The organism is Allobosea sp. TBD101 (assembly GCF_059817965.1).
This window is the reverse complement of the sequence record NZ_CM187543.1, coordinates 1,708,569-1,731,330: the sequence shown is the minus strand read 5'-3', so window position 1 is coordinate 1,731,330 and position 22,762 is coordinate 1,708,569. Positions and strand designations below refer to the sequence as shown.

Genomic DNA, 22,762 nt, shown 5'->3' with positions numbered 1-22,762 from the left:
GGAGAATCCATCATGAAGATCGGTTATCTGTTCGCGGGCCTCGCGCTCGCGGCACTCGCTGTCGTCTGCCTTGTTCCGTCCGCCTCTGACGGACTGCACCATCTCGCGACGGCCTATTCGCACCCGGCCACCATGGCCATGGGGATGATGGCCGGCTCGTTCCGTGGTGTCTCGCTTGCGCAAGCCGATGCCAGCGACGCCAACAAGATCCTGAACGAGCTGAAGACGACCTTCGAGCAGTTCAAGGCGGCTCACGAAGAGGAGCTGAAGGGCATCAAGAAGAACTTCGCCGACGTCGTGACGACGGAGAAGATGGCGAAGATCAACACCGATATCTCCGATCTGACCAAGGCGCTGGACGCGGTCAATGTCGCGCTTGCCGCGGCGAAGGTCGGCGGCGGCTCCGGCGGGGCCGACCCGGCCAAGGCCGAGCACGCCCAGGCCTTCGAGAAGTTCTTCCGCAAGGGCGTCGACAACGGCCTGAGCGATCTCGAAGTCAAGGCCAAGCTGACAACGCAGTCCGATCCGGACGGCGGCTACCTGGTGCCCGAGGAAACTTCGGCGACGATCGACCGCGTGCTCGGTCTGATCTCGGTCATGCGCCAGATCGCGACCGTCATGCCGGTCGGTACGGACACGTACAAGAAGCTCGTCAGCATGGGCGGCGCAGGCGCTGGCTGGGTCGGAGAGGAAGATCCCCGCCCCGAAACCGGCACGCCGACGCTGCGCGAACTGGCCTTCTCGGTGATGGAAATGTACGCCAACCCGGCGACCACGCAGAAGATGCTCGACGACGGCATCATCGATATCGCTGCGTGGCTGGCCGACGAGGTGCAGATCACCTTCGCCGAAATGGAGGGATCGGCCTTCGTCGCTGGCAACGGCGTCAAGCGTCCTCGCGGGTTCCTGACCTATGACACTGTCGCCAACAGCTCGTGGTCCTGGGGCAAGCTCGGCTTCACCGTCAGCGGCGCGGCTGCATCGTTCGCGACGACCTCGCCGGCTGATGCTTTCGTCGACCTCTATTACTCCCTGAAGCAGGGCTATCGGACCAACGCATCATGGCTGATGTCGGATGCGGTGATGTCCGCAGTCCGCAAGTTCAAGGACGGCGACGGCAACTACATCTGGGCGCCGCCTTCGGCGGCGGCCGAAGTGGCCACCATCTTGGGCAAGCCCGTCTACAATGACGACAACATGCCCGGCCTTGGAGCGGGCGCGTTCCCCGTCGCCTTCGGCGACTTCAAACGCGGCTACCTCATCCTCGATCGCCTCGGCATCCGCGTGCTGCGTGATCCCTACACCAACAAGCCCAACGTGCATTTCTACACCACCAAGCGCGTCGGCGGCGGCGTCTCGAATTTCGAGGCGATCAAGCTGATGAAGATCTCTTCCTGATCGGAAGGCGATTTCGCGAACTGGCGGGCGGCTGACTGGCCGCCCGTTCCACCTGGTCATCCCCTTTCAATCACGAGGACATGTCCGATGAAGGACCTGCATTCCGGCTTCAAGGCCGTGGTGGCGATTGCTGCCGCCTCGCTCACCGCTGATCCGACCCCGCCGGCCATCGACCGCCGCGGTTATGAGGCGGTCGAGTTCCTGCTCGCTATCGGCGTCGGCGGCATCACGTTCGATGGCACCAACAAGGTAGAATTCAAGCTCACGCATTCCGACGACGACGTCACCTACGATGCCGTCGAGCAGAAGGATGTGCTGGGCGCGACCGTTGCCGCCGGTGGCATCGTCAAGGCTTTGACCGCGGCTCACGCCGCCGCCGCGGCCTATCGCTTCGGGTACAAGGGCAATCGCCGCTACTTGAAGCTTCTGCCGGATTATTCCGGCACGCATGGCACGGGCACGCCGATGTCCGCCATCGCTTTGCTCGGCGTCGGCCACGACAGCCCGCAGGCCAACCAGATCTGACCCGGTCGCCCCCTTAAGGGGCGGCCTTCGTTCAATCTGCTCGAACGGAGAGCATCCATGCTGTTCAAGAAAGAATTCCGGGGCTGCCGCACCGGCGAGGTCTACCCCACGACCTTCCGCGCCGGCGAGGCTTGCCCTGCCGAGCTGCTGGGCGCTGCGGCCGAAGTCGGCGCGCTCGAAAGCGCCGAGAAGGCAAAAGCCCAACAGGCTGCCGAGAAAAAAGAAGAAAAGGCTGCGCAAAAGCGCGTCGAAGCCCTCTTGGCGCTTGCCAAGGACAAGAACGTCACGATCGGCGACGAAGCCACGGAAGAGCAGCTCGTCGCTGCTCTCACGGCGGCCGGCGTCGAGATCCCGCAGGCCTGACGTGCGCCACATCGTCGTCATAGAGGGGCCGCAGCCGATCATGACGGCGGCGGAAGCGCGGGCGGGTATGCCCGCGCTCTCCGACGTTGCCGAGCCCGTACTTAATGCCTGGATTGCCGCTGCTACGGCTGAGCTTGATGGGCCGACCGGTTGGCTTGGCAGGTCTCTGGGCCAGCAGACGCTGGAGCTTCAGCTTCCAGCCTTCCCAGCGCGCGACGGCTGCTCTGGGCTCCGGATTCCGCAGCCGCCGATCATCGAGGTCGTCTCTGTGACATACTTCGCCGGCGACGCCGACGTCGTTTGTCCCGGCTCGGATTTTCAACTTCACGGCTGCGAGCTGTTCACCGGGTCTTTCCGGACGGCTTGGCCGGGCGGGCGGAATGTCCGCATCCGCTACAAGGCGGGGTATGCCGAAATTCCGCCGCAGGTGAAGATCGCGGTTCAACTCCGCGTCGGTGAACTCGCCATGCAGTTCGGGCGCGATTCGACTCTGAAAAAGGAAGTCGTCGAGGGCGTCGGCTCCTTCGAATACGACGTGAGCGCCGATGCCAAGCGCTCCGCGACGAGCCGTGCCGTCGAGGCCCTGCTCGGTGGCCTCCGCGTGCTGACCTTCTGATGACGCCCGCTCAAGCCATTGCCGCGCTCGACCGGCAGCTCGCCGCGCATGGTCGATCCATGACGTTGACGCGACCGGGCGGCGGCCTTGCTCCCGGCGTCGGGCGGGGTGTCTGCCGCAACTTCAAGCCGGAGGAACTGGTCGGCTCGATCCAACAGGGAGACCGGCTCGCCGTCCTCTCGCCGACTTGGCTCGCACCGCTCGGATGGCTGGCCGTCAAGGAAGGCGACCGGGTGTCCTTCGGCGGGCGCTGGTATCGCGTGCAGGCTCCGGACCTGATCGAACTCAATGACGTGGTCGTGCGCGTCGAGCTGCATCTGCGCGGCATGTGATGGCGCGCGTTCGCTCCGTCAGCGTCGAGTTTGGCGCCGAGATCGTTCGCGCGGTTGCGGCGACCTCCGCCGATCTCGCTGCCTTCGCCCGGCGCGAACACGCCAGGGTGATGCGAGACGAGCCGCGCCCGTCCAGCTTCCGCCGTTTCGTCGACGGCAAGGAAGGGGCGCCGGAAGACGCGGTGAAGCCATTCGGCGTCATCGAATACCACTATCAGCGCCTCGCCGAGGTCGTGCAGTTCGCGATGGAATCACTCTTTGCGTTCTCACCTGTGCTGTCCGGCGAATACCGCCTCTCGCACACGCTTTTCGTCGATGGCGCGCCGGTTCGGGATCTCCGGACGTGGCAGCCTTCCGGTGGCGAGGTCGTCATCCTCAACCCGTTGCCCTACGCGCGGAAGATCGAGCTTGGAAAGCAAGAGATGCGCCTGCCCGGCACGGACAAGGTCTATCAGCAGGCCGAGCAGGTCGTGCGCCGCCGCTTCGGCAATGTCGCTTCGGTCAGGTTCACCTATCGCCCGATCGCCGGCGCCTCGGTGAAGGTTTCGAAGCGCGCTGCGGCCTCCGACATGCGCCGGCCGGCGCTGGTGATCCGGGCTTACTGACATGGCGAGTTTTGCCGGCGCCGTCGCCGCGATCCGGTCGCGGGTTACAGCCATGCGTCCGGTCGAGTTACCGATCGGCTGGCCAAACGAGGCGCGGCCCGACGTCATCGACGTCAACGGCAATCCGGCGCCCTGGGCCTATGCCGAGGTCATGTCGACAGGTGCGGAGATCCGCGGCGTCGGCGTTCCCGGTGATCATGTCGTGGTCGAGGACGGTATCATCATGCTGACCGTCTTCGTGCCGGACGGCGAAGGAACCGCGACTGCCCTCGGCCTCGCCGGGCAGCTCGGCGAGATCTTCCGCGTCCAGCAGCTCTATGACGCCGAGCCCGGCGTCTGCATCCGCACCTGGACCCCGCGCATCTCGGGCGGGGATTCCGGCAGCGACGACGGCATGTGGTTCGCCGTCTCCGTCTCAATCCCGTTCCAATTCTGGCGCCGCGCCTGAACCTCAGAGGAGATATCCCATGGCCTATCAGTCCGGTCGCAACATCCTTGTGGCCTATAAGCCCGAGGTCACGTTCGGCGTCCTCCCCGATGGCGCCTCGGGTTCCAAGGTATTCCGCCCGAACAGCGGCGGCATCAACCTGACGAAGGAGCCGATCCGCTCCAACGAGATCCGCCGCGATGGCCAGATCACGCGCGGCCGCCACGGTTCGCGCTCGGTCGCCGGCCAGTATGTCGCGGATCTCTCGCTCGGCAGCTATGACGATTTCATCGAGGCGGCCTTCCGCGGCACCTTCGACGCGCCGCTCGCGCTGTCCGGCCTCAGCGTCACCGCTGATGCGGCCGGCAAGACCTTCACGCGCAGCACCGGCTCGTGGATCACTGACGGCGTCCGGATCGGTGACGTCGGCCGCTTCGGCGGCTTCACGGCCGGTGGCGTCGACAACAACGCCCGTAACGTTCGGGTCGTCGGCCTGACGGCCACCGTGATGACGGTCGCCGACGCCGTCACGACGGTCGCGCAGCAGCCCAATATCACCTTCGCCCGTCCGAAGAAGGTTCTGATGGGTACGACGCCGCGCTCCTTCGCGATCGAGGAGCGCGAGATCGATATCGACGGATCAGAGGTGTTCCTCGGCAACCGCGTCGGCTCGCTGCAGCTGCAGATGAGCCCGAACGGGATGGCGCAGCTCACCTTCGGCATCGTCGGCCGCGACATGCAGGCGATGACCGGTGCGCAGTCGCCCTATTTCACCAATCCGGTGGCCACGACGTCGATCGGCATGACCGCGGTCGAGGCGCTGATCCGCCTCGGCACCGAGGACATACTTGAGGTCACTTCGTTGAACCTCAACATCAACCTGAACGCCGCCGGCGTCCCGGTCGTTGGCTCGGTGCTGACGCCCGACGTCTTCACCAATCAGGCGAGCGTCGAGGGCTCGATCACCGCGCTGAAGAAGGACATCAGCCGCGTGCAGCAGTTCCTCAACGAGGACCAGCTCTCGCTGCACCTGCTCTTCACCGAGAACGAAAGCGAGCCGAAGGACTTCTGCTCCTTCTTCGTCGGCAACCTGACGCTCGCCAGCATGGCGAAATCGGAGCTCGGCGCCGATGGCGGCCGGACGCAGCAGATCAACCTGCTGATCGGCAAGGACGAGCGCGGCGGGGCCTATTCCGACTCGACGGTCGTCTACCAGACCTCCGCGGCCTGATCGCCGCAAAACCCCGAAGGAGAGCTTGCATGACCAATCATGAGGAGAACGTGCGGGCCGCTGCCAAGCGCCTGCACGAGGCCGTCGTCGCGGCGCAGGGAACCGGCCTTTCGGTTGCCTGGCCGTCCCGCGTCGACGATCTCCCGGCCATCGCCATCAGCGAGACCGGCCGCCCGAAGATCGACGTCACGGTTGCGGCCGACGTCGACCCGGCAACCGCTGCGCGTGCCTCCGCGGCGGCGCAGAAGGCGGCCGAGAAGGTCGTCGACAAGGCCTGATATCCGCCGCCCGACAGCGGCCAAGCTCGCCCCGGCGAGTGTCGCGCGACAGGCGGGGCGGTGTGTCGGCGCCGCCCCGTCATCCTCCGACAAGGATCATCACCATGACCACCAAGGAAGCCGGCGCCCTCGCGCCCGTCGACCTGTCGGCCTTCATCCCCGCCGATACTGCCGTGCTCGATATTCTGAAGCCCGGCACTGCCACGCCGACGGGCTGGCGCATCACTTTCGCAGGTCCCGGCCATGCCAAGACTGTCGCCTTCAATGAGGCGAAGAACCGCGAGATCCTGCACCGCAATCGCCAGATCGAAATGGCTCAGATCAACGGGCGCAAATACAAGCCCGAGGAACAGTCCGTCGATGAGGCGCGCAGGGAGAACGTGCAATGGGTCGCTGCTCGCATCATCGATTGGACCCCTGTCACCTTGAAGCCGGGAGCCGCGCCGATCGCTTATAGCGAAAAGGCTGCGGTCGACATCTTCGTCGATCCCGATCTTGGCTGGGTCTATGCGCAGTGCCTCGACTTCCTGGTCTCTGAGCAGAGTTTTACGCGGACCTCCGCGAAGGTCTGACGGCTTTCGCGGAGGCGACCTTCCGTCTCGACGTTCGGGATAAGGAAGGCACCACCGAGCGCGAGCACCTTGAGGGGCTGCTCGCCCGCGCCCGCACCGACGAGCGGCGCCGCCAGATCGAGGACGATCTTGCCGTGCCGGAATTGCCGCCGGAGGCCTTCTATCTCTGGTCGGCGTTTCGGCGACTATCCGGACGCCGCGGCTCCTGCGGCTTCGGCCCGCTAGCAATCAGCTGGCCGGAGATCGACGCTTTCCAGCGTCTGACGCGCGCGGCTCTCGCGCCTTGGGAGATCGAGATCATCGAGATGCTCGATCACCTGTTCCTGAAGACCATCGCTAACCCCCGTCCCGAAGGCGACCCCTCTGCATGAGCCAGGTTGTTTCCCTCCTGACCATCGACGCGCGCGGAGCCGAGGCTGGCTCCGCGCTCTATGTGCGCTCGATGCAGGCGGCGCAGGCTGCCGTCGACCGGATTCGGGATGCCGAGGAGCGGGCGACCGCTGCCCGCGAGCGTAGCCTCGGCCTGATGACGACGCAGCAGGATGGTCTTTCCAAGACGGCTCGCGCCTGGGAGAGGCTGCGAGCCTCGGTCGATCCGGCCATCTTGCAGCAGAGGGAAATCGAGCGCGCTACGCTGGCGGCGGATGCGGCGTTCCGGCGCGGCCTCGCGACGCAGCAGGAGGCGGCCCGCGTCGTCGACATGGTCAAGGCGCGCTATCAGACGGCGGCCACGGCAAACGACAATTTCGCGACCTCGGCCGCGAATGTGAACAAGCAGACCGGCCTTGCGCGGCACGAGCTGATCAATCTCGGCCGACAGGTTCAGGACATCGGCACGCAGCTCGCCATGGGGCAGTCTGCGATGCAGGTCTTTGCCGCGCAGGCGGCGCAGGTCGCGGACATCTTCATGTCGACGCAGGGCTCGATCGGCGGCTTCCTCCGCCAGGTCGGCGGTGGCGCGCTGCGCTTCGCATTGTCCGGCGCCGGCGTTGCGACAGGTGCTGCGGTAATCGGCGCTGGGGCCGCCTATGCAGCCTATTCCTATGCCGAGGCGCAGAAGGAGGTGCAGAAGGCTCTCCTCGGCGTCGGGGCTGCCTCCGGCGCTACCGTGGCGGGCATCAACCGCGTAGCCGAGGCAGAAGCCGCTGCCGCGAAGGTCAGCGTCGCCAGTGCGCGCGAGATGCTGTCGAGCTATGCCGCGACGGGCAAGGTCGATCCGACGCGCCTGCCCGGCCTGACGGATTTCACGCGGCAATACGCGGCCTTTCAGGGCATCGGGAATGCCGATGCGGCGAAGGAGTTAGCCGCTGCCTTCGCTGACCCGGCGCGAGGGGCTGAGATGCTCGCCGGGAAGCTCGGCGGCTTGTCAGAAACCTCCCGTCGCTGGATCGCTGACCAGCAGGCAGCGGGAAACATGCTCGGCGCTCAGACGTCGCTCCTGCGGACCTTTGTACCTCAGGTCGACGGTGCGACTGAGCGCTTGAGTCTCTTCGCCCGCGCATGGAATGCCGTGGCGACGGAGGCCTCGAATGCCGCGGGGGCAGTCGGAAAGGCGCTCAATGGACCGACCGATGCCGAGCGCCTCGCGTCGCTTCAGCAGCAGCGTGATCGGTTGCAGGCTTCGCCTGGTCTCGGCGTCAATAATCAGCTGCGTCTGCTGGAGCAGCAGATCCGGCCGCTGGAGGCGATCGTCGAGCTGGAGCGGCAGCGCAGCGAGATCATCGCACGGCGTGCGAAAGCCGATAGCGCCTCGCTGGCGGCCGGCCTCATCGTCGAGGGGCTCGACCCCTATCTGAAGACGATGCGCGAGATCGTGGCGCAGCGGGCCAAGCTCGACGAGGCGATAAAACTCAATCCGGGCGTGCAGGATCTCGACGAATGGCGCCAGTGGTCGAAGCTGCTGGAAGAGGCGAGCAAGACGCTGCTGACGACCGGCGAGCGGCAGCGCCATACCAATGACCTCACCGTGCGGGCGATCGGCGCGCGCACCCTGGCCGAGCGCACGGCGGTCGAGATCGCCCGCATCAACCTCGACGTTGCCGGCGATGCCGTGAAGATGAAGGAGCGCGAGCTTCTCATCGTCGGCAAGATCAATGAGATGCAGGCGCAGGCTAATCGAGAGGCTCGGGACGCGCTCCGGACGGCACGTGATCAATCCTCGGTGGCGGGACTCCGCCCATATGAGCGGCGCCTCCGTGAGATCGACTTCCGCGAACGCGACAATCGAGAGAGGTTTGGAGGGAGCGCGACGCCGGCCGCCATGCCAGCGACCTCGGCCGTGATCACCGGCATGGATGTCGCTTTTTCAGAATCGCTCCGGAAGATGATGGAGGCGATCCCCGGCATTTCGATCACATCGGGCTTTCGCTCGACCGAGAGGCAAGCGCAGCTCTGGGCGCAGGCCGTGGCGAAGTATGGCTCCGAAGCTGAAGCGCGCAAATGGGTCGCTCCGCCGGGTGGTTCTCAGCACGAGCGGGGAATGGCTGCGGATCTTCGCTATGCTTCACCGGCGGCGCGCGAAGAGGCACATAGGCGTGCGGCCGAGTTTGGCCTCACCTTCCCGTTGCGCAATGAGAATTGGCATGTCGAGCCTATCGGAGGCCGTTCTCGTGGTGCTACCGGCGCACGTAGCGACGTGGCTGGCGAGATCGCAGGCCTAGAGCGTGCTGGCGCCGCGACCGAGGCCTATAGCTCGATCATCCGGAATGCGAACGACAACCTCGCTGCGCAGCAGAAGCAGCTCGATGCGACGCGCGACACGCTGTTCATGTCGACCGAGGAAATCGCGCGAGCGCAGAAGTTTCAGGAACTCTACAGTCAGGCGGTGCAGGAGGGCGGCTCTGCCCTCGCAACGGCGCTTCTCCCCGAAATCCAGCGCACCGCCGCGGGCTACGGCGAGCTCGCCCGCCAGCAGGAATTGCTGAAGGCCAGCCAGGACACGCTGCGCTCTATCGGCGATATCGGCAAGGACGCGCTGAAAGGTTTCATCTCCGACCTTCGCTCGGGAAAATCGGCAGCTGAGGCATTCCAGAACACGTTGAACCGGGTCGCCGACAAGCTGATCGATATGGCGATCAATGACCTGTTCGGCAAAGCCTTCGGCGGCACGGGCGGGTCAACTGGCGGAAGCCTGCTCGGCCTGCTCGGCAGGTTCGTCGGTATCGGCGGCGGCAGCGGGGGCTTCAACTTCAACGGCACTTCTGGCGGATCATTCTCCTTCGGTGCAGGGGGCTACTCGGGCGCCGGTCCATACTTCGCCGAGGGTGGCTATACCGGCCATGGCGGCAAGCATGACCCCGCCGGCATTGTCCATCGCGGCGAGTATGTCTTCGATGCGGCGGCCACCAGCCGGATCGGTGTGCGCGCGCTGGAGGGCCTTCGGCGCGGGCTGCCCGGCTATGCCAGTGGTGGCTACGTCGCGCCGCAGCCCTATATGCCTCCGGCCGCGAGCGGCAATGCGCCGTCCCAGCAGGCCGCGTCGCAGACCAATGTCATTGTCTATGCTCCGCCCGGCTCGCAGGTCCGGCAGGAAGAACGGCGGAACGAAAGCGGCGGCAAGGATCTCCTTGTGATGATCGACGAGGCCGTCGCTGATCGCCTGGCGACGCCGGGCAGCAACTCCAATCGCGCTGCCCGCACCACGTTCGGCATGCGGCCGGCTCTGACGAGGCGCTGATGTACGCGGTCTGGCCTGCCTCCCTGCCGGCGCGCTTCAACGCCGGCAGCTACAAGCGCACGCCTGGCGACGGTCGCCTACGGTCGCGGAACGATACCGGGCCGGCGAAGGTGCGGCGGCGCTCGGCTGCGATGCCGTCGAAGCTTTCAGGCGCCATCACCATGACAACCGGGCAGGCCCTTGTCTTCCGCGACTTCGTTGAGCTGACACTGATGAATGGTGTCCTGCCGTTCTATTTCCCGGACCCGCAGACCGAGACGCCGATCCTGGTGCGGTTCGGCGACAACCTGCCCGACGAGGGCGACTTCGCTTTCGACACGTGGACGCTGATGCTCAATCTTGAGGTCATGCCGTAATGGCCCGCTCCGTCTCGCTGAAGTTCCTGCGCGCGGTGAATTCGCAGGAGACCGACGAGCTTCCGGTCGTGCTGCTGACGATCACGCATCCGGAACTGGAGGACGGCCCGGCCCGCCTCTGCAGCAGTGGCTACCGCATTCAGCAGGAGCCGCTGCTGTATGGGATGTATAGCCGCGGCCTGCGCTACGTGGCGTTGCCGTTCACGACGATTCTGCCCGACGACAAGGAAGATTCGGCGCCGGTCGCCAAGCTCTCGATCGACAATGTCGACCGGGAACTCGTTGACCTGCTGCGGTCGACGACGACGCCGGCGGAAGTCGGCATGGAGATCGTTCTCGCCTCGTCGCCGGATGACGTCGAGATCGAGTTCCCGCCCTTCGACCTGGTCAATGCGGATTACGACGACGTCGCGATCACGATCAGTTTGGCGATCGATGCGCTCGCGACCGAGCCGTATCCGTCTGGCACCTTCGATCCCGCGAGCTTTCCGGGCCTGTTCTGATGGACCTTTCCGATTTCGTCGGGTTGCCGTGGGCTGACAAGGGCCGCGGGCCGGAGGGCTATGACTGCTGGGGTCTGCTGCAACTGGTCTATCGCCACCGCCTCGCGATCGAGCTGCCTGACTTCAGCGAGGCCTATGTGACGGCAGCGGATCGCGACGCGGTCGCGGCTCTCATCGCGGGGCACCGTTCGCCTTGGCGCGAGATCCCTGCCGAAGCGCTGCGCCCGCTCGACGGCGTGGTGATGCTTGAGGGCGGGTCTGCCTGTCACGTCGGCATGGTCGCCGCAGCCGGCCTCGTCTTGCACATGGTTCCCGAGGGAGATTCGGTGATCGAGCCTTACACGACCGGCAAGCTGCGTCGCCGGATCGCCGGCTTCTTCCGCCACGAGGCTTGCGCGTGAACGCTCTCGTTCCGGCGCCGCTTCAAGGCGAGGTGCTCGGCGAAGCCGACAGCGTGCGCGTCGTCGCGTCGCTGCACCCGTTTCGCGCGACCCGTGTCGAGATGCGGATGCCGGCCGGTCTCTCGATCGCCGAGATGATCGCGGCGCTGCCAGTGCACCGCCTGCCGCACCGGCTGATGGCCTATATCGACGGCGACCTTATCGCGACAGAGCTGCGGGCGCGGGTTCGGCCTAAGGCTGGTCGCACCGTAACGCTCGTCGCCGTGCCGCAGGGCGGCAAGGGCGGCATCGGTCAGATCCTGATGATTGCCGTCGCGGTTCTCGCCCTCGTCGTGACGGCGGGCTGGGCGGCTCCGGTCATCGGCGGGATTTTCGGCGCCGGCGTGGGAGCTGCTTTCGCCGCGGGAACGTTGGGAGCCTCTCTGCTGGGCGCCGCGATCTCGATCGGCGGCGCGCTCCTCGTGCAGGCGTTGTTTCCGCCATCGAAGCCGAAGCGAGAGGTCGAACCGGAGCAAAGGTATTCCATCGGCGGCGGTCGGAACGGCGCGGCCCCCTATGGCACGGTGCCTGCCACGCTCGGCTTCCATCGCATGCAGCCGCTCTATGCGGCCAAGCCTTATACCGAGATCATCGGCGACGATCAGTATCTGCGGATGCTCTTCGTCTGGGGCTATGGCCCGGTCGATATCTCGGATCTGCGGATCGGCACGACTCCGATCTACTCCTACAACGGCGTCGAGATCGAGACCCGCCTCGGCTATCCCGGCGACGCCGGCATTTCGCTGATGCCGCAGGAGACCTTCGAAGAATCGTTCAACGTCGAGCTGGAATATGGCGAGCCGATCATCCGGACGAGCGCCGCCGACGTCGACGAGCTCGGCTGGGACGTGACTTTCCCCGGCGGTCTCTATGCCACCTATTCGAAGAATGGCGCGCAGCTTCCCATGGCTGTGAGCTACCGCTTTTCCTTCCGCCCGGTCGGCTCCGGGACGTGGATACCGGTACTCGACACGCAGGCCTATGAGAGCCGCAAGGATGCTTTCCGCCGCGGTTTCAGGTTGCCGGTCACGCGCGGCCAATATGAGATGATGGCCGAGCGGACGTCGCCGAAGGGCCAGAACATCAACTCCTCGGCTGTCGAGACGCTGATGTTGACGGCCATGCGGTCGAGCCGGAACGAGTACCCGCTGCGCTTCGCCAAGCCGATCGCGGTGACGGCCATCCGCATCCTGGCCTCGTCGCAGCTCAACGGTGTCGTCGACACGCTGAACGGCCTGGTGCGCAGCTATGTGAAGAGCTGGAATGGCGCCGCCTGGGTCGCCAATACGCTATCCAACAACCCGGCCGATCTCTTCCGCCATGTGCTGCAGAGCGCGCCGAATGCACGACCGGTTTCCGACAGCCGCATCGATCTCGTCGCGCTGCAAGGCTGGGCCATGTTCTGCAAGGCCAAGGGCTTCGCCTATAACAAGGTGCTGGAGCAGGCCGCTTCGGTCGTCTCCGTGCTCGACGAGATCTGCGCGGCCGGCCGAGCCGTGCGCGTCTTCACCGATGGCAAATGGTCGGTGATCTGGGATCGGGACGACCTGCCGATCGTGCAGCACTTCTCGCCGCGCAACTCCCGCGATTTCAGCGGGAGCCGGCGCTACCTGCGCATGCCGCATGGCTTCCGCGTCAAGTTCCTGAACGAGACCAAGAATTTCGAGCAGGACGAGCGGATCGTCTATGACGACGGCTACAGCAAGGCCAATGCGACGCTGTTCGAAGCCATCGAGTTTCCGGGCGTCACCAACCCTGATCTGATCTGGAAGCACGGCCGGTTCCATATCGCGCAGGTTCGGCTCCGGCCTGAGACCTACAGCCTGACGGTCGATTTCGAGAACCTGGTCTGCACGCGCGGCGACCGCGTCCGCGTCACTCACGACATTCCGCTTTGGGGTCAGATCAGTGCGCGCGTGACGGGCGTCAGCGGTTTCGAGGTCACGCTCGACGAGTGGGTCGTGATGGAAGCCGGCAAGAACTATGTCGCGCGCTTCCGCCTCGAGGACGGCACGAGCGCCCTGCACAATGTCGCGCTGGTCCCCGGCGAGCATCAGGCGATCCTGCTCTCGGCAGATGCCCCGATGCCGGCGGTCGGCGATCTCATGCTCGGTTTCGGCGAGCTTGGCCGCGAAAGCGTGGTGCTGCGGGTGCTGCGGATCGAGCCCGGCGCCGACATGTCGGCGACGCTGACCTTGGTCGACGACGCGCCGGCGATCAGCCAGGCGGATACCGGGGCAATCCCTGCCTTCGACAGCATGATCAGCGCACCGGTCAATCCGCTGCTGCTGGCGCCATCTGATCTCGTCGTTACCGAGCGGATGTTCATGTCGGGCGGGGACGTGCGCGCCGGCGCCCGCATCAGTTGGCGGGTGCAGCGCAGCGGCTTCGCCGTGTCCTACGAGGTGCAGATCCGCGACGATAGCGTCAGCGGCGCCGGTTGGCGGCCTGTCGGCGCGGTCGCCGTGCCGCAGACAGCGATCGACACCGGTGAGCTCCCGCCGGGAACCTATAGCTTCCGTGTCCGCTCGCTCTTCGGCGATGGCACGAACTCCGACTGGCAGCAGCAGCTCTTCATCGCATTCCAAGGGCTCAATGCGCTGCCGCCTGATGTGACGGGCTTCCGGATATCGTCGCTCGCCGATGTCGCGACCCTGCAATGGGACGCGATCAGCCTGCTCAATCTCGACCATTTCGAGGTCCGCTATTCGCCACTCCTCGACGGCGTGACCTGGGGCAGCGCGGGAACGATCGTCCCGGCCGTGACGGGCACGCAGGTGCAGATCCCGAACCGGATCGGCACCTACTTGATCAAGGCCGTCACCCGGCAGGATCAGGCATCGCAGAACGCCGCGATCATCACCTCGACGATCGCGCAGCTCGCCAACGTCAATGTCGTCGAGACCATCGACGAGGCGCCCGCCTTTGCCGGTGGCAAGGTCGATGTCGAAAAGGTCGGCAGCTTCCTGCAGCTGGCGGCGCCGGGCGGCGTCATGGAAACGTCGGGAACCTACACCTTCGCCGGCTCGCTCGATCTCGGCGCCGTCTTCACATCGAGGCTGACGCCGACCGTCGATGCCTTCGGCGCTTCGCTGTCCGATGTCATGGCGTCCTGGGCGACGCTTGCCGAGGTCGAGGCCCTCGCCTCCGCCGATCCTTCGGCGTGGAATGTGCGGGTCGAGTATCGCGCGACCAACGATGATCCGGCCGCTGGCGCCTGGTCGAGCTGGCAGCCGCTATCCATCACCGACCTGACGGCCCGCGCCTTCGAGTTCCGAGCAATCCTGACCGGCACGGCGACCGGATCGGTCACGCCAGTGGTTCGGGGTCTCTCGGTCGAGATCGACATGCCGGACCGGGTCGAGGCGGGTAACGACATTCTCGTCGGGACCGGGGGCTATCGGGTCGAGTTCGTGCCGCCGTTCAAAGAGCTGCGCGGCGTTGCGCTCGCGGTGCAGGACCGGGCGTCCGGCGACCGCGAGCAGGTCACAGACAAAGACGAAACCGGCTTCACGCTGCGCTTCTTCAATTCGGGAGGGGCAGCCGTGGCGCGAACGGTCGACTTCGTCGCTAAGGGCTATGGAAGGGTCGAGGCATGAGCCAATACGATTTCGGCACGATCGATCCGGCGACGAAGTCGGGCTCGGCGCTTGCCGATTTGCTCAATCAATGGCGCGGTGCCGAACACAGTTCGCATTCCGGTAGTGCCCGCCCGCCATACGTGGTCGAAGGAATGATCTGGCTCGATACGGCGGCCGAGCCATGGAAGATCAAGCTATACGACGGCGGCGAAGACATCGTGCTCATGCAGGTCGATCCGACCGGCAACGCGCCGATCGTCGGGCTCGGGGCGGAAGTCGACGTAGCCTCGGCAGCCACGGTCAATCTCGCACAGGCCAAGTCGAACCTGGTCCGCATCACCGGCACGACCGCGATCGTCAGCTTCGGCGCAGCCACCGCCGGCACCATGCGCCTGGTGCGCTTCGCCGATGCGCTCACCCTCACCCATGGCGCAGGCCTTTTCCTACCGGGCGCAGCCAACCTTGCGGCTGCAGCGGCCGATCGCGCGATCTTCGCCACGATCTCGGATGACGTTTGGCACTGCATCGCTTACCAGCGCGCGAACGGGTCGACGCCGGTCAACCGCGATGCCAACGTTGCTGAGTACCGCGCCAAGGCTGATAAGCTCGTCACTTCGAAGATCGCCTTCGATGCCGCCGCCTTCGTCGCCTTGACCGATGCTGCGACGATCGCCGTCGATCTGGCCACGGGGTTCAACTTCAAGGTCTCGCTGGGGGCGACCAGGACCCTCGGTTTCCCGACCAACCTGAAGGTCGGCCAGACCGGTAGGATCAAGATCACGGCCAACGGCTACGGACTGAGCTTCGCTGCGGGCTACAGGTTCACCAACGGCCAGGCGCCGAGCGTGCTGGGAAAGACCTATCTCGACTATTTCGTCGACGATGACGGGACCGTGCATATCATGGCCTCGCGGAACGTCGCCTGATGACCCGTCTCGCCCGCATAGCGGCGCCGGCGATCCTTCGCCCCGCGCAGGCCCCGCTCTGGCGACCTCGCCGCCTGATCCGCCCGCCGCGGCTGGTGCTGCCCGGCACGGCTGGGGTCCGCCCAACCAAGAACGTGGTCGCCCAGAACCTCTCGTTCGGTCCGGGCACCTACACCTTCACCTGGCCCGAGTTCAATCAGATCGTCTTCGATCTGTACGCGCCTGGCGGCGGCGGCGGAGGTGCCTATACCGTCGACAATCAGGGGCATCCGTTCACGGCGGGCGACGGCAATGCCGGCGGCTGGACGTATATCGACCTGAACGGATTCGGCATCTACGCCTATGGCGGGGGTGGCGGCGGGGCCAACAACGGCGGTGGCGGCACGCAGGGCTACCACGGCGGCGCTGACAACGGAGACTCCAACATCGTCGCCGGCGGAGGGGCAGGCGGAGTTGGCGGCTCGCCGCAGTTCGTCACCGGCGGCTCCGGGGGCTATGGCGGTCGCGTTATTCGGACCGTCCTCGACGGCAATTTCGGGGCAAAGCTGGTCGGCCAAACTTCGACGCTGGTCGTCGGGTTTGGTGGCGCCGGCGGCCCGAATGGCGCTTCCAACTTCTTCGGCTACGCCGGCAACGGTGCCGGCGGCTGGGCTTACATCTACATTTCGTGAGGGGCTAACATGGCTCGTTTTATCACCCGCTCGGTCGGCGGGGTCGAAGTGCTGCGCGTCCGCGATGTCGAGCAGTTCACTTTCGCGGGCATCACCTATCCGCCTGGCTACTTCGTCGAGATGGATGACGAGGCGATCGCCGCGCTCGGCTTCACGATCGAGCATGTCGCCGACATCCTGCCTGAACAGCCGATCGTCGTCTCGCGCCTGCAGTTCTTCCGGGGGCTGTGGAAACGCGACCTGATCTCTCAGGCCGAGGCGGTGGCAGCTGTCAAGGGCGCCATCCCGCAGCAGCTGCAGACGATCATCGACCAGCTTCCCGATGAGGAGCGCGCTGACGCGGAGATCGTCGTTGCCGGCGCGGCCGAGTTCGACAGCAGTCATCCGCTCAACGCGCTGATCGGCAGCCACCTCATGAGCCCGGAGGAGATCCGCGGCTTCTACCTCTTCGCCAAGAGCCTCTAACCGGAGCACCTCCCATGACCCTTTTTGTCGAGAATTGGCCCGATGGCTCGAACCGAGCGGCGTTCGCTCCGCCGATCGCGGACTATGTCGAGGACGTCGTGCTCGCCGCCGACGCAACCCGCCGTGTTGCTATTCCGGCCGGCAAACGGTTTGCCGTGTTCAGCTTCGACGGCGATTTCCGGATGAAGATCGGCGTTCTTGCAACCGACTTCACCTTGCCGGCGGCGACAACGACCGATGGCTCCGGCTCTGTGCTCAACCCGGCCGCGCGGCGCATCCCGCCGAAACTGCCGGATGGGACGACGACACCGACCCATCTGATCCTTCGCGCGGCTGCAGCCTGCAAGGGCTCGATCGAGTTCTACGAGTAGGAGCGGTCATGGGTGTGTTTCATCGCCGCCGCGGCCGTGGCGGGGCCTTATCCGGTGCCGGGCTCACGACGAAGGGCGGCCCATTTGGGTCTCGCGCCCTTGGTACGGGTGGTGGGTCCGGCCCTGTGCCTGCGGACTACGTCGTCAGCAATGATTCAGAGTTCACCGCAGCGCATTCGGCGGCGACGTCCGGGAAGATCATCGAATTGGCAGATGGGGGGGCTTTCTCGGACCTCACCGTCACGAAGGCCGGGCTCATCGTTCGAGGGGCATCCGTCGCGGGACACGTCCTGCGCTCGATCTATGTGAATGCGGCCCAGAATGTCTCCCTGCTCAAGCTGCGGGTGCAACCGAATACTGCCCCGCCCGCCTGGGGAAGCCAGCCGCCTCCACTGATCGCTGCGAACGGCAACGTCAACGGCCTCTTGGTCGACGGTTGCGACGTGCGCGGTGGAGACTGGACGCGCGGCTTCATCGCCTTCGATCCTACGTCCGATAGCGCGACATACTCTCAGTTTGGATCGTCGGGTAGCTTCTCGGCGCAGAACAACCTGTTCCAGGCGTGGTACGGCTTCGGCTCCGTGAAGGGGGCCGGCTCGACGATCACCGGCTCGATCACGATCCAGAACAGCACGTTCGCCGACATGTGGGGGCTGATCAAGTTCAACCATATCGGCAACGGCGGCTCGATCACGATCCGTAAGAACAAGCTCCTCCGCCCCTATGGCGACTTCATCTCGTTCGGCTACACCGCTGCCGCGACCTCGGCAAACGGTCCTGTCGACATTTCCGGCAATGTCTTCGCCGACATGTTCTGCCAGCCGCAGGACAACGCCAACCCGCACGGCGATATGGTCCAGATTTTCGCGGCGCAGCCTGGCTATAACTTTCCGATTGCGGGCCTCCTTCTGGCTGGCAATATCGCCCTCCAGCGGCCTGGGGCGCGCGGCCAGCCGCAGCGCGTCTTTATGTCGGACATCAATGGCGGATACCCGTTCCTCGCGCCGCGCCTCATCGACAACTTGCTGTCGTCGCGCATCACATCGAAGGGTATCCAGTTCCGCGAAGCCAACACGGGAGCGGCGTGGGCATACATCTTCCGCAACACCCTCCTAACCAACCCTCGCAACAACGCGCCGATCCAAAACGAACTCGTCACGAACTCCGTCTCCGGCGTTACCGCAGAGAACGGAACCGCCCTTTCAACGATCGACATCAACGGCGATACCACTTACCCGGATCACCAGTTCATTGATGGCAACTTCGCTGAGGCTTTGATCGCAGTCGGCGGCGCAGCGGGCGCGCTCGGCAACGTCATCACGGGGCGGGGTAATAATACCGCGTCCTACAGCACATGGTTCGATGCCAATGATGCGGTATGGGATGCCGCTGATACCGAGGACGAGATCGTCGCGGCCCTGCGCCCGAAGGTGGCCTTTGCCGCGCTTGGAGCTGTGCGCCCGGCTGATACTGCCGCCACTCTGCTGGACCGTTGGGGCGTGCCGGCTAACCGCCCGTGGCCGAGCTTGCCTAGCTTCGCTGCGTTTGCGCCCGTGACCGGGGCCACTGTTTCGACGGTCTACACGTCGGAGTGGAGTTTCGTTCACTGCTTTGAAAACCGCGCGATTTCGGTCCCTGCCGGCGTCAGGTATCGCACGGCTGACGACAAGAACGGGACGAATGCGACGGCTTGGACATCGACCGCAGGCACCATAGCGGACGGCCGATATCTACAGCTTGAAGTGACCAGCAGCGCGAGCGGGTCGACCGCCGTCAACGCCAATTTCACTATCGGCGGCGAAACGTTCACTTGGAGCGTCGCGACCGCATCGAGCGCTGTCTTCCCGGTCGTCTCCTTCGCACATACCGATCCTGACAGGTTCACGGTAGCATCGGCCGTAGCGCTGGATACGGTCGACAGCGCTACCGGCACGCTCTTTATCCCGAAGCTCAGGGTCGCGACCGCGCCTGCTGCCAATGTCGTTCTCTATGGTTCGGCTTCCGGCACGGCGGCGATCACCGTCCAAGTGCTCACAACTGGATTTCTGCGCGTCACCCTGCGCAACAACGCGGGGACGACGATTGGCATCATCAATTCCAGTGTTAGCGTCTCCGACAACGTTGAGCGCGATATCTACGTCGCCTGGGATACGTTGCAAGCCGTCGCGGCGAACGGCGTAAAGGTCTACCTCGATAGCACGGATCGAACTGGCTCCATCACGTCTTGGGTTGGCGCAAACTCGGTTGGATACACTCGCTCGGCAAGTATCGTGATGGGCTTCGGCGGCGTCGTCTCGGGATCTAGCGCGTCCAACTTCAGTGGCCAGTGGGGCGGCTTCGTCCTGAACACCCAGGTCCGCGCCGACATCACTGACCCGGCTGTTCGGACGCTCTTTACCGCCGATCACATCGGGTCTGACGGCAGTGGGCCGTTCGGTGCTCCGTCTCGCGTCTGTGCTATCGGAAACGCTGCACAGTGGAACGACGCAGGCGGGATCAATCGCGGGACTGGCGCGAAATACATCGCGATATCTCCGGCCGCCGTCACGGATGTCGGAGCGGGGACGCCATGGCCCTGATCTGAACCCACCACCCATCTACAAGGCAGCTAAGTCGATGCTGAGCATGGCCATCCTGTGGCTGCTCTGTCTCGCCGTCTTTCTGGAGATGGCCGAGCGGGCGCCAACCCTGGACTGACCCGCCCGCCTCGGCGGGCTTTTTCATATCCGGAGCTGTGATGTTCACTTGTCTCTTGGTGCTCTCGCTGAGCGCTGCGCTCAACCGCGCGCGCGGGGATGCCCGATGGAAGCCATCTTGGCTCCCCGGCCGGGCGCTGCTGTATGTGACGCCCGTTATGGCGGCACTGGCCCTGCTGGCGCAGCCCTGGCCCGTCGCGCTGGCATTCGGTGGCGCTTATGGCTTCTGGGCCGTATGGGGCTGGGGTCATGTGCTGATGCGCGTCGGCGGCTTACGCCCCGATCGCGGCCCCGATCTCGTCGAGGCCGCCCTGCTGTTACTGCCGGGCTCGATCCTGCCTGTCTTCGCTCGCATGCTCTTCGTCTTGCCCGGCGTCGTCGCCGTTGCAGGGCTGACGGGTCGGCCGGAGTTTTGGATCGCGGCGCCCGCCTTCGCGGCGCTCGCGACGATTGCGTATCACGTCCTCTTTCGCCCCCTCACCGCTTTGGACTGGCTGCGCGCCGAGCTCGTTGTCGGCGCGCTCTGGGGCGTCCTGATCCTCATCGCTTGATTCCGGAGACCTCGATGCTTCGAACCCTCATAGCGGGGGCGCTTGTGCTCGCGCTCCTCACGGCCTGCGCGCGTCGCGACGACGGCATGGGCGATCTTTGGAAGGGCGTCGCGTGCGTCCGGAAAGGCAGCTGCTGATGACCGCGCAGAACTTCGTCGCTTCCCTGACCGGCGTGCTCGTCCATGAGGGCGGCTGGTCGAATCACAAGGCCGATCCCGGCGGCGCCACCATGAAAGGCGTTACGCAGCGGGTCTATGACGCCTACCGCCGGCGGCGGGATCTCCAGCCACAATCGGTGCGCCTGATCACCGACGCCGAGCTGCGGGACATTTACCGCAGGCAGTATTGGGATGCCGTGAAGGGCGACAAGCTGCCGGCCGGCGTCGATTATGTCGTCTTCGACGGCGCGGTGAATTCCGGGCCGAGCCAGTCGGTCAAATGGCTGCAGCGCGCGCTCGGCATGAACATGATCGACGGCGTCATCGGGGAAGCGACCCTCGCCGCTGTCGAGAACCATTATGACCATGACGTCCTGATCGCTCAGATCCTTGAGCGGCGGCTCGCCTTCCTCAAGGCCCTTTCGACCTGGTCCACGTTCAAGGGTGGCTGGTCGGCGCGGGTCGCGCAGGTGAAGCAGATCGGTCAGGCCTGGGCGACCGGCTCCGTCGCACCGCAGCCGGCCTTCTTCGTCGGTGGCAATGCCAAGGCGACGATCGAGCAGGCGAAGCCGCTGCCGGCCAAGGCCGGCGCGGATGCGGCGACGGGTGCCGGCATCTCTTCGGGCTCGCTCGGCGGCGTGCTGGAGGCCGCGCGGCAGCAGCTGGAGCCGCTCGCCGGAGCCTCGACCGTCATCGGCTACGTCGTCACCGCCCTGGTGGTGACCGGCGTCCTGATGACCGCCGGCGGCTTCGCCTATCGCGCCTATGCCAGCCACAAGGCGCGGGTACGGGCCGATGCGCTCGACCTGCCAGAAGGCCTGGCGGCATGACGGTGCTGATCGCCATCGCCGCCGCGGCTCGCAACTGGCCGTGGCAGGTCTGGGCCGTGCTCGCCCTGGTCCTGCTCGTCGGGCTCTACGGGTGCCAGCAGCGCCAGGCCGGCGAAGACGGTGCCCTCGTCAAGATCGAACGCAAGCAACAGGAGGCAGCCGATGCGGCTCGCAAAGAAACTGATCGCGTGCTGCGCGGTGATCGCTCTCGCGTCATGCAGTTCGACCGTGATTGACGGCTGCCGGATCTTCTCGCCCATTCGAGGCGCACCATCCAAGGACACGCCGGAGACACAGGCACAGGTTGACGCCCATAATGCCAAGGGCGTCGGCGCCTGCGGATGGAAGGCCGGTGCATGATCGCGCGAGCCCGGCATCCCGCCGGCCCCTATTCCTCCAACCGCCTGTTCGAATGGATCATGGCGGGCGGGTTGCTGCTCTTCGCCTTCACCCTGGCCCTGCCGGGGGATTCGCTGGACCGAGGCGCGCTGCGGCTCCTCGCTGAGAACGGCGCCAGCGAGGAAGGCATGGCGGCCATCTTCGCCGTGATCGGGACCATGCGGGCAGTGGCGCTCTTCGCCAACGGCAAGCTGCCGTTCTATGGTCCAATGATGCGTTATGCGGGCTCCGTCGTCGGCGCGCTGACCTGGTCGGCGATGATGACGCCCCTGCTCCTCGACAGCCTGATCGCGCGGAAAGTGTCCTTGTTCGTCCCGCTCCTCGGCATGCTAACCCTCGGAGAGCTGATCTCCGTCTACCGCGCGGTGAGAGATGGCGGATTTCGCAGGAAGTGAAGCGCTCAAGAACTATCCGATCCTGCAGCTCATCGTCGGCGGCGTGGTCGCGCTGGTCGCGATTGTCATGACGCTACGGGGTGCCAAGGATAACAAGAAAGACGCCCATATCGCGCCACAAGGGCATGATCCCTTCGGGCTCGTCGTGATGGGCAATTCCATGCTGATGCAGCTTTCGATCATCGCGGAAACGAGCCGGCGCCTCGCCGTCCGGATGGATGACCTGCACGACGAAACGGTGAAGACGAATTCCCGGCTGGCCGAGATGACCGATCGGCACGCCATGGAAATGGACCGGCTGCGCGACACGATCAAGGACGTCGCGCCCGACTGAATCGCGGCCTCGGCCGTCGATCGCATCGCCCTCGTAAGGGGCGGCCCTCCTTGGGCGTTTCCT

At 65.4% G+C, this 22,762-nt stretch carries 26 protein-coding genes; all 26 read left to right on the top strand.

The genetic code is table 11. The features are described 5' to 3' along the window. Window positions 1-12 precede the first annotated feature (12 nt). The 26 genes from AC6RIC_RS08165 to AC6RIC_RS08040 all read left to right on the top strand — a co-directional run bounded on the left by AC6RIC_RS08165 (window position 13) and on the right by AC6RIC_RS08040 (window position 22,699). Window positions 13-1,398 (top strand): phage major capsid protein, encoded by a 1,386-nt coding sequence (locus AC6RIC_RS08165; protein WP_499735788.1) that lies wholly within the window; start codon window positions 13-15, stop codon window positions 1,396-1,398. An 87-nt stretch (window positions 1,399-1,485) separates the two neighbouring features. Continuing rightward, on the top strand, window positions 1,486-1,923 hold the full coding sequence (locus tag AC6RIC_RS08160) for a hypothetical protein (protein WP_499735787.1): 438 nt from the start codon (window positions 1,486-1,488) through the stop codon (window positions 1,921-1,923). A 57-nt stretch (window positions 1,924-1,980) separates the two neighbouring features. Further along, window positions 1,981-2,286, top strand: coding sequence for a hypothetical protein (locus AC6RIC_RS08155; protein WP_499735786.1), 306 nt, complete (start codon window positions 1,981-1,983; stop codon window positions 2,284-2,286). 1 nt (window position 2,287) lies between these two features. Next, on the top strand, window positions 2,288-2,902 hold the full coding sequence (locus tag AC6RIC_RS08150) for a hypothetical protein (protein WP_499735785.1): 615 nt from the start codon (window positions 2,288-2,290) through the stop codon (window positions 2,900-2,902). Beyond that, window positions 2,902-3,234 (top strand): head-tail joining protein, encoded by a 333-nt coding sequence (locus tag AC6RIC_RS08145; protein WP_499735784.1) that lies wholly within the window; start codon window positions 2,902-2,904, stop codon window positions 3,232-3,234. Before AC6RIC_RS08150 ends, AC6RIC_RS08145 begins: the two co-directional genes overlap by 1 nt. Then, a complete protein-coding gene (locus AC6RIC_RS08140) occupies window positions 3,234-3,839 on the top strand; it encodes a hypothetical protein (RefSeq protein WP_499735783.1) in 606 nt (201 codons plus the stop codon). Before AC6RIC_RS08145 ends, AC6RIC_RS08140 begins: the two co-directional genes overlap by 1 nt. A gap of 1 nt (window position 3,840) precedes the next feature. Beyond that, window positions 3,841-4,287 (top strand): phage tail terminator-like protein, encoded by a 447-nt coding sequence (locus AC6RIC_RS08135; protein WP_499735782.1) that lies wholly within the window; start codon window positions 3,841-3,843, stop codon window positions 4,285-4,287. Window positions 4,288-4,306: 19 nt separating this feature from the next. Next, a complete protein-coding gene (locus AC6RIC_RS08130; protein ID WP_499735781.1) occupies window positions 4,307-5,497 on the top strand; it encodes a phage tail tube protein in 1,191 nt (396 codons plus the stop codon). A gap of 29 nt (window positions 5,498-5,526) precedes the next feature. Then, a complete protein-coding gene (locus AC6RIC_RS08125; protein ID WP_499735780.1) occupies window positions 5,527-5,775 on the top strand; it encodes a hypothetical protein in 249 nt (82 codons plus the stop codon). Between the two features lie 104 nt (window positions 5,776-5,879). Beyond that, window positions 5,880-6,347 carry a hypothetical protein gene (locus AC6RIC_RS08120; protein WP_499735779.1) on the top strand — a complete coding sequence of 156 codons (468 nt, stop codon included), beginning with the start codon at window positions 5,880-5,882 and terminating at the stop codon, window positions 6,345-6,347. A 134-nt stretch (window positions 6,348-6,481) separates the two neighbouring features. Continuing rightward, a complete protein-coding gene (locus AC6RIC_RS08115; RefSeq protein WP_499735778.1) occupies window positions 6,482-6,718 on the top strand; it encodes a phage tail assembly chaperone in 237 nt (78 codons plus the stop codon). Then, window positions 6,715-10,023, top strand: coding sequence for a phage tail length tape measure family protein (locus AC6RIC_RS08110; protein WP_499735777.1), 3,309 nt, complete (start codon window positions 6,715-6,717; stop codon window positions 10,021-10,023). The genes AC6RIC_RS08115 and AC6RIC_RS08110 overlap by 4 nt, the downstream gene beginning before the upstream one ends. Then, complete coding sequence (locus tag AC6RIC_RS08105; protein ID WP_499735776.1) at window positions 10,023-10,379, top strand: hypothetical protein; 357 nt, start codon at window positions 10,023-10,025, stop codon at window positions 10,377-10,379. The genes AC6RIC_RS08110 and AC6RIC_RS08105 overlap by 1 nt, the downstream gene beginning before the upstream one ends. Window positions 10,380-10,447: 68 nt before the next feature. Then, a complete protein-coding gene (locus tag AC6RIC_RS08100) occupies window positions 10,448-10,882 on the top strand; it encodes a DUF1833 family protein (protein ID WP_499735775.1) in 435 nt (144 codons plus the stop codon). Beyond that, window positions 10,882-11,283, top strand: a complete 402-nt coding sequence (locus AC6RIC_RS08095; RefSeq protein ID WP_499735774.1) for a C40 family peptidase — start codon at window positions 10,882-10,884, stop codon at window positions 11,281-11,283. The genes AC6RIC_RS08100 and AC6RIC_RS08095 overlap by 1 nt, the downstream gene beginning before the upstream one ends. Continuing rightward, window positions 11,280-14,921, top strand: coding sequence for a TipJ family phage tail tip protein (locus AC6RIC_RS08090; RefSeq protein WP_499735773.1), 3,642 nt, complete (start codon window positions 11,280-11,282; stop codon window positions 14,919-14,921). Before AC6RIC_RS08095 ends, AC6RIC_RS08090 begins: the two co-directional genes overlap by 4 nt. Beyond that, window positions 14,918-15,829, top strand: a complete 912-nt coding sequence (locus tag AC6RIC_RS08085) for a hypothetical protein (RefSeq protein WP_499735772.1) — start codon at window positions 14,918-14,920, stop codon at window positions 15,827-15,829. Before AC6RIC_RS08090 ends, AC6RIC_RS08085 begins: the two co-directional genes overlap by 4 nt. Then, the gene (locus AC6RIC_RS08080; RefSeq protein ID WP_499735771.1) at window positions 15,829-16,500 is read left to right on the top strand and encodes a hypothetical protein; all 672 of its coding nucleotides are present in this window, start codon (window positions 15,829-15,831) and stop codon (window positions 16,498-16,500) included. The genes AC6RIC_RS08085 and AC6RIC_RS08080 overlap by 1 nt, the downstream gene beginning before the upstream one ends. Before the next feature lie 9 nt (window positions 16,501-16,509). Then, entirely contained in the window at window positions 16,510-16,965 is a 456-nt protein-coding gene (locus tag AC6RIC_RS08075) for a hypothetical protein (protein ID WP_499735770.1), read from the top strand. Between the two features lie 14 nt (window positions 16,966-16,979). Then, a complete protein-coding gene (locus AC6RIC_RS08070) occupies window positions 16,980-17,336 on the top strand; it encodes a hypothetical protein (protein ID WP_499735769.1) in 357 nt (118 codons plus the stop codon). Between the two features lie 8 nt (window positions 17,337-17,344). Then, window positions 17,345-19,915, top strand: a complete 2,571-nt coding sequence (locus AC6RIC_RS08065) for a hypothetical protein (protein ID WP_499735768.1) — start codon at window positions 17,345-17,347, stop codon at window positions 19,913-19,915. Window positions 19,916-20,073: 158 nt separating this feature from the next. After that, a complete protein-coding gene (locus AC6RIC_RS08060; RefSeq protein WP_499735767.1) occupies window positions 20,074-20,583 on the top strand; it encodes a hypothetical protein in 510 nt (169 codons plus the stop codon). A gap of 136 nt (window positions 20,584-20,719) precedes the next feature. Further along, window positions 20,720-21,571: a glycoside hydrolase family 108 protein gene (locus tag AC6RIC_RS08055; protein ID WP_499735766.1), complete on the top strand. Its 852-nt coding sequence runs from the start codon at window positions 20,720-20,722 to the stop codon at window positions 21,569-21,571. Then, window positions 21,568-21,807, top strand: a complete 240-nt coding sequence (locus tag AC6RIC_RS08050; protein WP_499735765.1) for a hypothetical protein — start codon at window positions 21,568-21,570, stop codon at window positions 21,805-21,807. Before AC6RIC_RS08055 ends, AC6RIC_RS08050 begins: the two co-directional genes overlap by 4 nt. A gap of 120 nt (window positions 21,808-21,927) precedes the next feature. Beyond that, window positions 21,928-22,365, top strand: coding sequence for a hypothetical protein (locus AC6RIC_RS08045; RefSeq protein WP_499735764.1), 438 nt, complete (start codon window positions 21,928-21,930; stop codon window positions 22,363-22,365). After that, window positions 22,343-22,699, top strand: coding sequence for a hypothetical protein (locus tag AC6RIC_RS08040; RefSeq protein ID WP_499735763.1), 357 nt, complete (start codon window positions 22,343-22,345; stop codon window positions 22,697-22,699). Before AC6RIC_RS08045 ends, AC6RIC_RS08040 begins: the two co-directional genes overlap by 23 nt. The last annotated feature ends 63 nt before the right edge of the window (window positions 22,700-22,762 follow it).